17 protein-coding genes are annotated in these 13,606 nt (G+C 56.1%); 4 read left to right on the top strand and 13 right to left on the bottom strand.

Annotated features, from left to right (window positions below; genetic code table 11):
* Window positions 1-295: 295 nt before the first annotated feature.
* The 3 genes from mltC to mutY form a co-directional block, all read right to left on the bottom strand.
* On the bottom strand, window positions 296-1,375 hold the full coding sequence (mltC, locus tag AC07U6_RS08050) for a membrane-bound lytic murein transglycosylase MltC (RefSeq protein WP_494763757.1): 1,080 nt from the start codon (window positions 1,373-1,375) through the stop codon (window positions 296-298).
* A gap of 79 nt (window positions 1,376-1,454) precedes the next feature.
* Window positions 1,455-1,727 carry an oxidative damage protection protein gene (locus tag AC07U6_RS08045; RefSeq protein WP_200546306.1) on the bottom strand — a complete coding sequence of 91 codons (273 nt, stop codon included), beginning with the start codon at window positions 1,725-1,727 and terminating at the stop codon, window positions 1,455-1,457.
* Window positions 1,727-2,815: an A/G-specific adenine glycosylase gene (gene mutY / locus AC07U6_RS08040; protein WP_494764548.1), complete on the bottom strand. Its 1,089-nt coding sequence runs from the start codon at window positions 2,813-2,815 to the stop codon at window positions 1,727-1,729. Before mutY ends, AC07U6_RS08045 begins: the two co-directional genes overlap by 1 nt.
* A 299-nt stretch (window positions 2,816-3,114) precedes the next feature.
* Between mutY and trmB the strand changes: the two genes are divergently transcribed.
* The 3 genes from trmB (at window position 3,115) to AC07U6_RS08025 (ending at window position 4,977) form a co-directional block, all read left to right on the top strand.
* On the top strand, window positions 3,115-3,834 hold the full coding sequence (trmB, locus tag AC07U6_RS08035) for a tRNA (guanosine(46)-N7)-methyltransferase TrmB (RefSeq protein ID WP_494763756.1): 720 nt from the start codon (window positions 3,115-3,117) through the stop codon (window positions 3,832-3,834).
* Entirely contained in the window at window positions 3,834-4,160 is a 327-nt protein-coding gene (locus AC07U6_RS08030; RefSeq protein WP_105592385.1) for a YggL family protein, read from the top strand. The genes trmB and AC07U6_RS08030 overlap by 1 nt, the downstream gene beginning before the upstream one ends.
* A 100-nt stretch (window positions 4,161-4,260) precedes the next feature.
* On the top strand, window positions 4,261-4,977 hold the full coding sequence (locus AC07U6_RS08025; RefSeq protein WP_494763755.1) for a YggN family protein: 717 nt from the start codon (window positions 4,261-4,263) through the stop codon (window positions 4,975-4,977).
* 106 nt (window positions 4,978-5,083) lie between these two features.
* On the opposite strand, the gene hemW is transcribed toward AC07U6_RS08025, so the two are convergent.
* From hemW to AC07U6_RS08005, 4 genes are all read right to left on the bottom strand, one after another.
* Entirely contained in the window at window positions 5,084-6,220 is a 1,137-nt protein-coding gene (hemW, locus tag AC07U6_RS08020) for a radical SAM family heme chaperone HemW (RefSeq protein WP_494763754.1), read from the bottom strand.
* A complete protein-coding gene (locus AC07U6_RS08015) occupies window positions 6,213-6,806 on the bottom strand; it encodes an XTP/dITP diphosphatase (protein WP_105592382.1) in 594 nt (197 codons plus the stop codon). The genes hemW and AC07U6_RS08015 overlap by 8 nt, the downstream gene beginning before the upstream one ends.
* Before the next feature lie 86 nt (window positions 6,807-6,892).
* Window positions 6,893-7,432 carry a YggT family protein gene (locus AC07U6_RS08010; RefSeq protein WP_494763753.1) on the bottom strand — a complete coding sequence of 180 codons (540 nt, stop codon included), beginning with the start codon at window positions 7,430-7,432 and terminating at the stop codon, window positions 6,893-6,895.
* 8 nt (window positions 7,433-7,440) lie between these two features.
* Window positions 7,441-8,151, bottom strand: coding sequence for a YggS family pyridoxal phosphate-dependent enzyme (locus AC07U6_RS08005; RefSeq protein ID WP_494764547.1), 711 nt, complete (start codon window positions 8,149-8,151; stop codon window positions 7,441-7,443).
* 15 nt (window positions 8,152-8,166) lie between these two features.
* Here AC07U6_RS08005 and AC07U6_RS08000 point away from each other — a divergent pair, with 15 nt between their 5' ends.
* Window positions 8,167-9,159 carry a type IV pilus twitching motility protein PilT gene (locus AC07U6_RS08000; protein ID WP_494763752.1) on the top strand — a complete coding sequence of 331 codons (993 nt, stop codon included), beginning with the start codon at window positions 8,167-8,169 and terminating at the stop codon, window positions 9,157-9,159.
* Window positions 9,160-9,246: 87 nt separating this feature from the next.
* Here the strand turns inward: AC07U6_RS08000 and ruvX are convergent, their stop codons facing one another.
* The 6 genes from ruvX to AC07U6_RS07970 all read right to left on the bottom strand — a co-directional run bounded on the left by ruvX (window position 9,247) and on the right by AC07U6_RS07970 (window position 13,555).
* A complete protein-coding gene (ruvX, locus tag AC07U6_RS07995) occupies window positions 9,247-9,666 on the bottom strand; it encodes a Holliday junction resolvase RuvX (RefSeq protein ID WP_494763751.1) in 420 nt (139 codons plus the stop codon).
* Window positions 9,666-10,229, bottom strand: a complete 564-nt coding sequence (locus AC07U6_RS07990) for a YqgE/AlgH family protein (protein WP_494763750.1) — start codon at window positions 10,227-10,229, stop codon at window positions 9,666-9,668. Before AC07U6_RS07990 ends, ruvX begins: the two co-directional genes overlap by 1 nt.
* A 90-nt stretch (window positions 10,230-10,319) precedes the next feature.
* Window positions 10,320-11,264, bottom strand: a complete 945-nt coding sequence (gene gshB / locus AC07U6_RS07985; protein ID WP_494763749.1) for a glutathione synthase — start codon at window positions 11,262-11,264, stop codon at window positions 10,320-10,322.
* Window positions 11,265-11,383: 119 nt separating this feature from the next.
* Entirely contained in the window at window positions 11,384-12,115 is a 732-nt protein-coding gene (gene rsmE / locus AC07U6_RS07980) for a 16S rRNA (uracil(1498)-N(3))-methyltransferase (RefSeq protein ID WP_494763748.1), read from the bottom strand.
* Window positions 12,116-12,196: 81 nt separating this feature from the next.
* Window positions 12,197-12,910 carry a deoxyribonuclease I gene (endA, locus tag AC07U6_RS07975; protein ID WP_494763747.1) on the bottom strand — a complete coding sequence of 238 codons (714 nt, stop codon included), beginning with the start codon at window positions 12,908-12,910 and terminating at the stop codon, window positions 12,197-12,199.
* Window positions 12,911-13,042: 132 nt separating this feature from the next.
* On the bottom strand, window positions 13,043-13,555 hold the full coding sequence (locus AC07U6_RS07970) for a SprT family zinc-dependent metalloprotease (RefSeq protein ID WP_494763746.1): 513 nt from the start codon (window positions 13,553-13,555) through the stop codon (window positions 13,043-13,045).
* Between the last annotated feature and the right edge of the window lie 51 nt (window positions 13,556-13,606).

Here is a 13,606-nt window from a genome sequence, read left to right as displayed (position 1 = left end):
TTCATTCGATTGATTTAATGATATTTCAAGGCCTGGCGAAAGTGTCAATCAGGCCATCTTTGTCTGTTTATTGCTATTTAAGGTTTTTAATTCAGTTTAATCAATTCGTTATTAATCTAAATAGCATCGCCTCAAAATAAAAATGAGAAAATGGCACACGAAAAATACATTTAATTCATAAGGGATATTAACGAAATCTGGTGATTTTATATGAGGAGTTGATGATGGCGACAGGTGCCGTGTGGACGAAGGTAAGGAGTCCGGGGCACAGCAGCGTGCGCCCCGAGGGATAAGGCTAGTAGCGGTGATAGCTCTTCTGCGCGTTATTCACTTTATACAGATAACGACGAGACTCAGCGGAAGGGTGGCTGGTGGTCAGCTGCTGATAAACGTCCGACGGCGACAGATTGTTAATCTTGCTAAAGGCGGTGTCCTTATCGCTGGAGAACACTCGCAGCACGCTGCCCGCACCACCGTTATAGGCGGTAATGACCGCATAGCGGCGCGAGGTCGGGTTGCTGATACCGGCAAGGTAGTTACCCTGCAGCAGCGACAGATACGCCGCACCGGCATCAATGTTATTGGCCGGATCGAGCAGGTAGCTGCGGCTTGGTTTGCCCCATTTACCCTTCATGCGGAACACGTCAACGCCTGCAGTGTGCTGAACTACCTGCATCAGTCCCAGCGCATCGGCATGGCTGACCGCATAGGGGTTGAAGCTCGATTCGATCTGCATAATCGCCAGAATCAGCGACTGATCAACGCCGTATTTTTCCGCGGCCTGACGTACCAGCGGCAGATATTTGTGCGCGCGCTTATCAAGGTGGTTCGGCACCATCGGAATGGTTACGGACCAGATCACGTGCAGCCCTGAGGTGCGGCGCTGGAGCTTGTTCTTAATCAGATAGTCTGCAAAATTTCCGGCGCGGCCCTGCCAGCGAATCGGCTGGCCAGTGTTATCCAGCACCTGGCCGTAAAGCAGCGGCTCGCGACTGATCTGAATATCGTTGGCGTCGGAATAGAGATCGACATTGCCCGGATCGTCACCGATCAGCAAGGTGGTAATAATCGCCTGGCGCAGGCTGGCCATGGGATCGGTACCGGCAATCGTCTCAATGGTGATGCTACCGGCGTCAAAGTTGATGTGGCTGCGAGTGTAGTATTGATCGCTGTACTTCACGTAGTCTTTTGGACCGGCGATCAGCACCTCATTCATACCCCAGATATTTTCGATGTTGTGGGCGAACTGTCCCATCAAAATATTAAAGCCGTTGGTATCCTTTACCCATTCTTCATGGCTGGCATTCTGCTTCTTGCCGGAACAGGAGATCAGCAGCGGTGCGATAATCAGCAAACTCAGGAGTTTCTTATTCATCTTTCAGTGTATTGCCCACAATGTAGAAGGGCCTCATCATCAAGGCCCAACGTATGCCTGCTTCGCCAGTCAGGTTGAGTTACTCTGCTGGCGGTGTGTAACCTTCGATATGCACTTCTTTACCTTCGAACAGAAATTTGATCATCTCCTGCTCCAGCTGCTTACGGTCTTCAGGATTCATCATGCTGAGTTTCTTTTCGTTGATCAGCATGGTCTGCTTGGCCATCCATTTAGACCAGGCTTCTTTTGAAATCTCGTTATAGATGCGCTTACCCAGATCGCCCGGGTAAAGCTGGAAATCCTGCCCATCGGCGTCACGTTGCAGGAACGTGCAAAAAATAGTTCTGCTCATTACTCTTCCTCTTCTTCTGTAGCGCGAGCACTCAGCACCATGTGTTGTGGCTGGCGCAGCTGCTGTAGCAGGCGCTCTACCGGCGCGGCCAGCCCCACGGAGGGCGGCTGCGCTAAGTTATACCAGAGACCCGGACCATCATCCATTGCCGCACGGGGCGATGGCAGATCCAGCCACATAGGCACAATATCCAGATGGAAATGGCTGAAGGTATGGCGGAAGGCGATCATCTGGCGCAGATGCCGATCGTCAATGCCGCGCAGGCGAAGCGCCTTGCGCAGCTCTTCTTCGGTGGCGAACTGTGGGAAACAGTATAGCCCGCCCCACAGGCCGACCGGCGGGCGCTGCTCCAGCCAGGCGTGCTGGCCCTGCTGCATCAGCAGCAGCCAGCCGGTGCGCTCCGGGATAGTCTGTTTCGGTTTTTTGCCGGGGTATTTTGCCCAGCTGCCGTGAGCGGTGGCGATGCAGCCGTTCTTCAGCGGGCAGATCTCGCATTTGGGTTTAGAGCGGGTACAGACCATTGCGCCAAGATCCATCATCGCCTGATTAAACTGGCTGACGCCAACCGCCGGCGTCACCTCGGTGCTGACCTGCCACAGGCGCTTTTCTACGTCCTTCTTACCCGGCCAGCCGTCAACGGCATAGCAGCGGGCCAGCACGCGCTTTACATTCCCGTCGAGGATCGGGAAATGCTTGCCCAGCGAGAGGGAAAGGATCGCCCCGGCGGTGGAACGGCCAACGCCCGGCAGGTCGGCAACTTCTTCAAAAGTTTGCGGGAAGATGCCGCCGTGTTTTTCCACCACCGTTTTTGCCGCCTTGTGCAGATTGCGGGCGCGGGCATAGTAGCCGAGGCCGGTCCACAGATGCAGAATCTCATCCAGCGGCGCAGCGGCCAGATCGCTGACGGTAGGGAAACGCGCGATAAAGCGCTCGAAGTAGGGGATCACCGTGGCTACCTGCGTCTGCTGCAGCATCACTTCAGAGAGCCAGACGGTATAAGGGGTTTTATCCAGCTGCCACGGCAGGGTTTTACGGCCATAGAGCTGATACCAGTCCAGTACCTGCTGTGCGAACTGCGACGCTTGCATCATGTAAACCACGATCTCTTATTTCAGTTAAATCAGGCAGGAATTCCAGCACAGACCAAAGGGTGTGTAAACCGGATAATCGCTGCATTTTGTTATTGGACAGGGGCTTTCTGCCACTTTCTTGCCCTTAAGCGAAAGGAAGCGCCTTCGACGGGCGATCTCCACTGGCTGAAAGGCTGGCAGCAGCTATACTGGCAGCCATTCGGGCAATACCATTCCGTTGGCAGGGCGATCTTTATGTTTTCACCCGCTGAAGGCATAATGCCCGCTTTCCAAAGTGCACAGCGGCAGGCAGAACGATGAAAAACGATGTTATCTCACTGGAATTCGATGAAAATGGCCGCGCAATGCGCCGTATCCGCAGCTTTGTGCGCCGCCAGGGTCGCCTGACCAAAGGTCAGCAGCAGGCGCTGGATACGCTGTGGCCGGTAATGGGCGTGGAATATCAGCCGGAGCCGATCGATTTCACCACTCTGTTTGGTCGCAATGCGCCGGTCGTGCTGGAAATCGGTTTTGGCATGGGGGCATCGCTGGTCAGTATGGCGGCGAGTAATCCGCATCAGAATTTCCTCGGTATTGAAGTGCATTCACCCGGCGTGGGTGCCTGTCTGGCAACGGCGGAAGAAGCCGGGGTGACGAACCTGCGGGTGATGTGTCACGATGCGGTGGAAGTGCTGGAAAATATGATCCCGGATAACGCCCTGCGCATGGTGCAGCTGTTCTTCCCGGACCCGTGGCATAAAGCGCGCCACAACAAGCGCCGCATCGTGCAGGTACCGTTTGCCGAGCGCGTAATGCGCAAGCTGAAGTTGGGCGGCGTGTTTCACATGGCAACCGACTGGGAAGCCTATGCCGAGCATATGCTGGAAGTGATGAGCAGTATTGACGGTTATAAGAATCTGTCGGAAACGGCTAACTGGGTGGAACGCCCGGAGTCGCGTCCGCTAACGAAATTTGAGCAGCGCGGTCAGCGTCTTGGCCACGGTGTGTGGGATCTGATGTTCGAGAGGGTTAAATAATGGCTACACAACGCAGTCGTCGTCTTCGTAAGAAAATGCACATTGATGAGTTCCAGGAGTTAGGTTTCTCCGTGGGCTTCAGCTTCGCAGAAGGTACCAGCGGAGAGAGCATCGACAGCACCGTTGATGCCCTGATCGAAGAAGTGATCGAACCTAACGGCCTGGCGTTTGACGGCAGCGGCTATCTGCAGTGGGAAGGTCTGATCTGCCTGCAGAAAATCGGTAAATGCACCGATGAGCACCGCGAACTGGTCCGTAACTGGCTGGAAGCGCGTAAGCTGAATGACGTGAAAGTCACCGAACTTTTCGACGTCTGGTGGGACTAAAAGATCAGGGTTAACCAAACGACGGGCGGATAACATCGCTCATCGAATCAAGGGCGATCGCGTTTACCGGTCGCCCTTTGTCATTTAAGGAGCAAAATTCATGCGAAAAACGCTAATTGGCGGCGCACTACTGCTGCTGGCAGCCGGTCAGGCGCAGGCGGATTATCAGTGCAGCGTTAATCCTCAGGATGATGTTGTTATCTCGCCTGCGCAGGTGCAGGTGGTGGGAGCCAGCGGTAACCTGGTGATTACGCCGCAGGGCGAGGTAAAGCGCAACGGCCAGCCGGCCAGCGTGGATAATGTCACCCGCCAGAAAGCCATTGATTACCAGAACGCGCTGCGCCGCGATCTGCCGTGGATTGATAACGGTGCGAAGCAGCGCCTGGAGAAAGGCCGCGTGGCGCTGGATCGGGTGATTGTGGAAAAGCTGGGACAAAACAGCAACGTGCGCCAGCGTCTGACCACGCTGGACGGTCAGCTTAAGCAACAGATGAACCGTATTATTGAGCATCGCAGCGACGGTCTGACTTTCCACCATCAGGCAATTGAACAGGTGCGCCAGGACGGCGAGCGGCTGGTACAGAGCGCGATGGGCGGCGTGGTGCAGGACAGCCTGAATGAAATGGGCCGTAAGCAGGCCAGCGGCAACGATAATCCGCTGCAGGCGATTATGGGCAACCTGGGCGGCCTGCAGCAGGCGATTCAGGCCGAATGGAGCAATCAGGAGCAGGACTTCCAGAACTTCGGTCGCGAAGTCTGTAATCGTGTCACCAACCTGGAAACGCAGCGCAAGTCGCTGGTAGCGGCGCTGAACTAACCTTATGTGGGAGGGGGCGCGGAGTGCCTGTCTGACCCGTATCAGTTACCGCCGCATGGATACCCGCAGCCAGTTATGCGGGTATCCATCATCGTTCCTGAAAGGATTATTCCGCCAGGAACAGCTCCAGCAGCGAGTTCAGGAACAGCTTTCCTTTCTCGGTAATCTGCCAGTATTCCGCCGTTTCCGTCAGATACCCTTTCGCCAGCGCCTCATCCAGCTGCGCACGCACGCTGCTTTCCGGCAGGCCGGTATAGCGCTGATACTCCGCGCGCGGTGCGGCTTCCAGCAGACGAAAGCGGTTCATAAAGAACTCGAACGGCTTATCGGCATCCGCTACGTCGTGGCGCTTATCCAGATATTTACCGGCCATAAAACCGCGCGGATGGCGGGTTTTGGTGGTGCGGATAATCGTGCCGTCCGGCTGGGTTAGCTTGCCGTGCGCGCCGCAGCCAATCCCCAGATAGTCGCCAAAGCGCCAGTAGTTGAGATTGTGCTCGCAGCGATAGCCGGGCTTGGCATAGGCCGAGGTTTCATACTGCTGATAGCCCGCTGCGCTGAGCAGCTGGTGTCCCTGTTCGAAAATATCCCAGAGGTCGTCATCGTCCGGCAGGCGCGGTGGCCGTGAGGCGAACAGCGTGTTTGGCTCAATGGTCAGCTGATACCACGACAGATGCGGCGGATTCAGCGCTATCGCCTGGCGCAAATCGTCCAGCGCCTCTTCCAGCGACTGGTCCGGCAGGCCGTGCATCAGGTCGAGGTTGAAACTGCGCAGGCCCAGACTTTCGGCCAGCTTTGCCGCGCGTTTAGCTTCGTCCGGGCCATGAATACGCCCCAGCCGCTCCAGCTTCTGCGAACTGAAGCTCTGCACGCCGATGGAAATACGATTAATTCCGGCGCGCTGATAGCCGCTGAAACGGTCAGCTTCAACGGTGCCGGGGTTGGCCTCCATAGTTATTTCCGCCGTCGGCGACAGCGGCAGACGCGCACGTACGCCGTCCAGCAGCATCTGCATCGCTTCGCTGCTCAGCAGGCTGGGCGTGCCGCCACCGATGAAGATGGTGCCGACTTCACGCCCGGAGGTGAGCGGCAGATCGTCATCCAGATCGTTGAGCAGGTGCTGCACGTACTCTTCGTGCGGCACTTCGCCCTTTAACGCATGGGAGTTGAAATCACAGTAGGGACACTTCTGCACGCACCACGGGATGTGAATATACAGGCTCAGCGGTGGGAGATTAGCCATTCTTCATGGCGTCCAGCAGCAGGTTCAACGCTTTACCGCGATGAGAAACCGCCCGCTTTTCGTCCTTGCTCAGTTCTGCTGCCGTTTTTCCCAGCTCCGGCACATAGAAAATCGGGTCGTAGCCGAAGCCACCCTGGCCCGCTTCGCTGCGCGCAATTTCACCTGCCCAGCTGCCGTGGAATACCAGCGGCGTCGGGTCGGCGGCGTGGCGTACGTAAACCAGCACACAGTGGAACTGCGCCTGGCGCTGCCCGTCCGGCACGTTTTCCAGCGCAACCAGCAGTTTATCGAGATTTTGCTGGTCGCTGGCGTCCAGGCCCGCGTAGCGCGCGGAATAGATGCCGGGCGCGCCGCCGAGGGCGTCTACCGCCAGCCCGGAGTCATCGGCGATCGCCGGCAGGCCGGTGATTTCCGCCGCGTGACGTGCCTTAAGAATGGCGTTTTCAATAAAGGTCAGACCGGTTTCTTCGGCTGACTCCACGCCCAGTTCCGTCTGCGCCACGATATCAAGGCCAAACTCAGCCAGCAGATGGGCCAGCTCACGAACTTTACCGGGATTGCCGGTGGCGAGTACGACTTTTTGCATATTACATCCAGAAAATTAATCAAAAACTATCCACGCGGAAGCGCAGATGCTACCGATCAGAGGCAGCAGCTGCGTTGCAGACTCAATCAGAACTGCGCCCAGCCTGGAATGTATTCCAGACCAATGAAGTTCAGTGCATACAGAATCAGAATCACCACCATCGCCGAGAAATCGATACCGGCCATCGGCGGGATAATGCGGCGGAACGGCGCCATTAGCGGCTCGGTCAACTGCATCAGCACAAAATCAACAGGGTTGCGCCCCTGGCTAAACCAGCTCATGAGGGAGCGAATAATAATCACCCAGAACACCAGTACGCCTGCGGCCTTCACCAGAATCACCAGGCCCAGATAGAGGAAGATCGAGTCCGGGTAGAACAGGCGCAGCGCCAGCGGCCCCAGCAGGACGCTAATAATGTAGGCAATCAACAGCGACGCGGTATCAATCGGTCCGATGGACGGAATAATACGCCGCAGCGGCTTAATGATCGGTTGCGTAATTTTCACCACAAACTGTGAAAATGGATTATAGAAGTCACATCGTGCCCACTGCATCCAGATGCGCAGTAACAACACTTTGATGTATATGGCAATCACTGTTGTTACCAGAAAAATCAATGCTAGCATGAGGTTCCTCAGTTGTTGTGATTAGCGACGCTGCCATAATCGCGCGCGCCGAAGATTGCGGTGCCAATACGCACCATGGTACTGCCCGCCGCAATCGCGGCGTCCATGTCGTCACTCATTCCCAGGGAAAGTGTATCCACCTCAGGATAATCACTTTGTAGTTCTTTGAGCGCTGTCGCCATCTGCTGGCACACCGCCAGCTGACGCTCGTACTCCACTTCCGGTGCGGGGATGGCCATCAGCCCACGCAGACGCAGGCGCGGCAATTGTGCCACGGCCTGGGCCAGCGCCGGTAATTCTGCCAGCGTAATCCCGGACTTACTTTGTTCATCGCTGATGTTGACCTGAATCAGCACGTTCAGCGGTTCTGCATTGTCAGGCCGCTGTTCATTCAGTCGGGTGGCGATGCGCAGACGATCGACCGTATGGCACCAGTCAAAATTCTCCGCTACCAGCCGGCTTTTATTGGATTGCAGGGGACCGATAAAGTGCCATATCAGATTGAGATCGGCCAGCATCTGGATTTTATCTACTCCTTCCTGCACGTAGTTTTCACCAAAGCAGCGCTGCCCGGCCGCGGCGGCTTCTGCGATGGCGGTCGCAGGTTTGGTTTTGCTCACTGCAAGCAGCGTAATTTCCTGTGGATCGCGGCCGCATTGGCTTGCCGTCGCTGAGATCCGCTGGCGGACTTGCTGTAAGTTGTGCTCAATCGAAGTCATAGTCAGGGAAAAAATATGGATATTGAAGAAATTGTGGCCCTTAGTGTAAAGCATAATGCAGGAGATCTGCATCTCTGTAGTGGCTATTCGCCATTCTGGCGAAAGCATGGGCTGCTTGAACCGTTAAGCGACTGGCCGGAAGTCAGCAATGCTAGCCTGGAAAAGTTTGCGGAAACGACCCTGACGAGAACACAGAGGGAGGAGCTGACACAGCATGGCCAGCTGGATTTTGCGCTGACGCAGGCCGGAATCCGGCTGCGTGCCAACCTGTTTCGCCAGCGCAGCGGGCTGTCGCTGGCGCTGCGGCTGATTGCCAGTGAGTGCCCGAGCAGCGCTTCGTTGCATCTGCCTGTGGTGGTTGCCTCGCTGGAACAGCAGAGCGAGGGGCTTATCCTGATCACCGGTGCGACGGGCAGCGGTAAATCCACCACGCTGGCGGCGCTGATTGACAGTATTAATCAGCAGCAGCAGCGGCATATCCTCACGCTGGAAGATCCGATTGAGTTCTTGCATACCAGCCGCCGTTCGCTGATCCAGCAGCGTGAGCTGGGGGCGCATTTTTCCTGTTTTTCTGACGGGCTGCGCGCCGCGCTGCGCGAAGACCCGGACGTCATCCTGCTGGGGGAGCTGCGCGACAGCGAGACTATCCGCCTGGCGCTGACGGCAGCGGAAACCGGTCATCTGGTGCTGGCCACGCTGCACGCACGCGGCGCTGCGCAGGCGGTCGAGCGGTTGGTAGACGTCTTTCCCGGTGAGGAAAAAAATCTCATCCGCAGCCAGCTTGCAGGTAGCCTGAAAGCGGTGATTGCTCAGCGCCTGATAGCGGCGGAGCGGGGACGGGTGGGGCTGTTTGAAGTGATGGTGAACTGCCCGGCGGCGGCCAATCTAATCCGCGAAGGGAAAACGCATCAGCTGCCCGCGCTGTTACAGACCGGCAGCCAGCTGGGTATGCAAACCTTTGAACAGAGCCTGGCGGAACGTCGGCGGCAGGGGCTGCTGCCGGAGTAGAGCGCATTGCAGGGTCAGTATCTGCGTTATCATAGCCGACAGCCGGATGCTCTGACCGGGATGATATTCAGGCGTCATGCGGGTGGGTTAATAGTGATTCTCAAACCAGCTTTCTAAGATGATCACCGCTGACAGAGAATCCACGCTGCCCTTGCTCAGTGCGCGAAAGCCACCGCGTTCAAAAAGCTCGGCGCGGGCTTCCACCGTGCTGAGGCGCTCATCGTGCAGATCGACCTGCACACCGAAGCGACCATGCAGGCGATTGGCAAATTTGCGTGCTCTGGCGGTCAGTGGCTGCTCGGTGCCGTCCATATTCAGCGGCAGGCCGACAACAACCCGGTCGGGCTGCCACTCTTTCAGCAGGGCTTCAATCTTGTTCCAGTCCGGGATGCCGTCCTGGGCTTTCAGGGCGGTCAGCGGACGGGCCGTGCCGGTCAGCTGCTGCCCGATGGCAACGCCGATGCTTTTGGTACCGAAGTCGAACGCCAGTAGCGTCATTGTGCTCATCAGGCGTGTCCCGCTTCGCTGGTCATTTTGTGAATATCGATGCCAATACTTTTGGCCGCTTCGCGCCAGCGTTCGGCAATTGGGGTACGGAACAGAATATTGCTGTTCGCCGGAGCGGTCAGCCAGGCGTTTTCCAGCAGCTCGTCTTCAAGCTGGCCTTTCTCCCACGAGCAGTAGCCCAGCGCAACGAGCACCTGCTCAGGCTGGTCCGGCGTGCCGAGGGTTTCCAGCACATCACGCGAGGTGGTGATGATGGTGTTGTCGGAAACACGGATGCTGGAGGCGAAAGTGCTCTGCGCCGAGTGAAGAATAAAACCGCGATCTTCCGCCAGCGGACCGCCGGAGAAGACGGGTTTATCCAGTTTGATCTCGGGGTCGCGCGGGGTAGGCATAATCTTTAATTTTTGCAAAATGCCATGAACCGTCAGATTTTCCATCGGTTTATTGACGATAAGCCCCATCGCGCCGTCATCATTGTGTTCGCAGATATAGACGACGGAGCGCTTAAACAGAGGGTCCTGTAAGGCCGGCATGGCAATCAAAAAGTGATGCTGTAAATTCATACGTTATATTCTGTTATTGGATTAACCATCCGCTGCTGCCGTCGGATGGTTAATGGGTGAGCCGTGGGGCATCCTGCCCCGGCGTGGCGGTCAGGCCAGACGCTTTTCAATGGCATCCATCAGCATTCCGGTAATCGAAATCGGGAATGCTGACTCAATTTCACGAATGCAGGTTGGGCTGGTGACGTTAATTTCGGTGAGTTTGTCGCCGATAATGTCCAGACCGACAAAAATCAGGCCTTTCTGCTTCAGAATCGGCCCTACCCGGCGGGCAATTTCCCAGTCGCTTTCCGTCAGCGGACGTGCTTCACCACGACCACCTGCAGCGAGGTTGCCGCGGGTTTCGCCGGATTTAGGAATACGCGCCAGGCAGTAAGGCACCGGCTCGCCGTCAACTACCAGAACGCGCTTGTCGCCGTCTTTAATCGCCGGCAGATAATTCTGCGCCATGCAGTAGAAATTACCGTGCTCGGTCAGGGTTTCAATGATCACCGACAGATTTGGATCTTCCTGCTTGATGCGGAAAATCGATGCGCCGCCCATGCCGTCCAGCGGCTTGAGGATGATATCGCCGTGCTGCTGCCAGAACTCGCGGATCTGGCTGGCGTTGCGGGTGACCAGCGTGTCCGGGGTCAGCTCGGCAAACCAGGCGGTAAACAGCTTCTCGTTGCAGTCGCGCAGGCTCTGCGGTTTGTTCACGATCAGCGTGCCTTTCTCTTCCGCACGCTCAAGGATATAGGTGGCGTAGATAAACTCGGTGTCGAACGGCGGATCTTTACGCATCAGCACCACGTTCAGATCGGACAGGGCGATGTCCTGCTCGTTGCCGAACTCGAACCATTTGTCGTAATTCTGCTCCACGCTCAGAAGCCGGGTACGCGCCCGGCCTTCGCCGCCGCGCAGATAGAGATCGTTCATCTCCATGTAGTGAATTTCGTAACCACGGCGCTGTGCTTCCAGCAGCATTGCAAAGCTGCTGTCTTTTTTAATATTGATGGAGGTGATCGGGTCCATCACGATGCCAAGCTTAATCATTCTTCTCTCCAGTGGTAGCTAACGTGCCGTGTCATGGTTTTCGGCTCTGCAGTGTCATTGTCGCTTGCAGGCTGGCCAGGATATCGGTTTCGATACCGCGGTTGTTAAGTACAATGGGCTTAACCCAGATCGCCAAACCGAACCTGTAGCGCGGTAATTGCCGTCAGGGCGGTCGTTTCGGTGCGCAGCACGCGCGGTCCTAACAGAATATCGGTAAAGCCATAGCCTGTCGTCATGCTGATTTCATCAGCGGAAAGGCCACCTTCAGGGCCTATCAGCAGGCGTACGCGTTCAACCGGCAGCGGCAGCGTATTAATGCTGTGTTCCGCACGCGGATGAAGGTTCAGTTTCAGCCCGCTATCCTGCTCTGCGCACCAGGCTTCCAGTGTCATCGCATTGCGTACTTCAGGCACGCTATTGCGGCCACACTGCTCGCAGGCGGCAATGACAATTTTCTGCCACTGCTGGATTTTCTTCGCCAGTCGTTCAGCATCCAGCTTTACGCCACAGCGTTCAGAAAACAAGGGGGTAATGACATTAACGCCCAGCTCAACGGCCTTCTGGATGGTGAATTCCATCTTTTCGCCGCGCGACATGACCTGGCCCAGATGCAGATGCAGCGGGGATTCACGGCTGTCTGCGCGGCTGTCGGTGATTTTAACGCGCACGCTCTTTTTATCTGCATGGATAATCTCAGCAGAAAAAGTCAGATTAGTGCCATCAAAAAGCTCTATGGCCTGGCCCGGCCCCATACGCAGCACGCGACCAACGTGGTTCGCCGCATCTTCACAGAGGGCAACTTCGCTTCCTGCCTGTAGCGGCTCGGGGTGATAAATGCGCGGTACTCGCATAGCAATCAATGATCCTGTAAAAGTGGGGGCTCACTATCCGGCCCCTTAAGAACGGCTGTTGTGCAGTTTAGGTCAGTGATTTTACCGCTGGCAAGCCTGCTGTACATAGGGGTTGTGATTTCCCTGAACGCGGGCGATGCGGTTATCACGCTCGCATTCCCACGCATTGGCCGGATAAAGCTTATTCCAGGCGGTCATCAGCTGCGTCTGCTGGCGGGACATCTGCAGCTTATAGGTATCGCGCATATAGAACCAGGTGCGGGCAATGGCGCCACGAGCGCGTACAGGCGGTTCAGCCAGTTTGTTTTTAAAATCGACCTTCATAGCGCACTGGCCGTACTGCTGTTCGCCACCGTTCCACTGGCCGTACATAAAGTTACCACGATCGCCGTTGACCTCACCGATGGCGGGCTGCAGGTTATGCAGATCGGTTTCCATACGGCGATATTCATCATCTTTCGCGCAGTTTTTGCGCCCGCCATCCTGCCAGCACTGGCGCTGATGACCAAAGCTCCAGGCGGGAACCACATGCTCCCACTCAATGCGTTCGGCACGGTTAGCGTTTTTTCGCGCCTGATAGCCACACGAGGCGAGGTCGGGAACGCCTTTCTTGCCCTGCCAGTTGATTTTACAGCCGCAGTAAAAAGTCCCCGGTGCATCGGCGTTGATTTGTGCTGCATAGGCTTTCGCCTGACTGAAGTTGTTCTGATGGTAGTTATTGAGGCTCAGCGCCTGCGAAGTAAAGACGGGGAGCAGCAGTGAAAAAGCCAGAGATGCCAAAATTTTGCGAGACATATTCCAGAAATTCTGTAATCCGTGAGAAAGCCCGGAGAGTAACAGAAGTTCCAGTGATAGCGAATAATTGGCTTATAAATCAGTTTATAAATTAGACCGATACTGCCGGATGTTTGCTGGATATTCGCACTGTTAAGCGCTTTTAAATTCACCCGGCTGCAAAATGTCACCGCAGTGCAGACAGCGGTATTCGCTGTCGCCACGAACCACGCGATTATGTCGCCGGATGGTGAGTTGATGCTGCTGGCAGCGGCAGCGATAGGGGAAGGCCTGGCTACGAACGGAAGCGATGGCGAATTGATGCGTGCGGCGGGCAGGTACCTCCAGTACGCTCTCCATCATCCATTTCCACTCTTTTCCGTGGGGCGCAACTCGGCCAAAGTGCTTCCAGACCAGCAAATGCGCCAGCTCATGCGGAACCACCTCATCAATAAATGCCTGCTGATTTTCCATCAGCAGCACCGGGTTCAGACGGATTTCCCAGTCCTGCAGCCAGGCGGTACCAGCCGCCGTACCACGTTGCTGATAAACCAGCCTGGGTTCAGGATATTGGCGTTCCAGGCGTTGATTGGCCAGCTGCAGTTTTTCACGCAGCGTGCGCATAACGGACTGCTGGAGAGCGATAGGAAGGCGTTGGGATTTCATAATGCAGAGAATACGTTGGCGGGAAGGGAGAAGCAATAAAACGGCCGGATT

The organism is Erwinia sp. GW821-FHT03D09, assembly GCF_059420805.1.
Note: the sequence above shows the minus strand (reverse complement) of the source record. Positions and strands in the feature narration are given on the sequence as shown.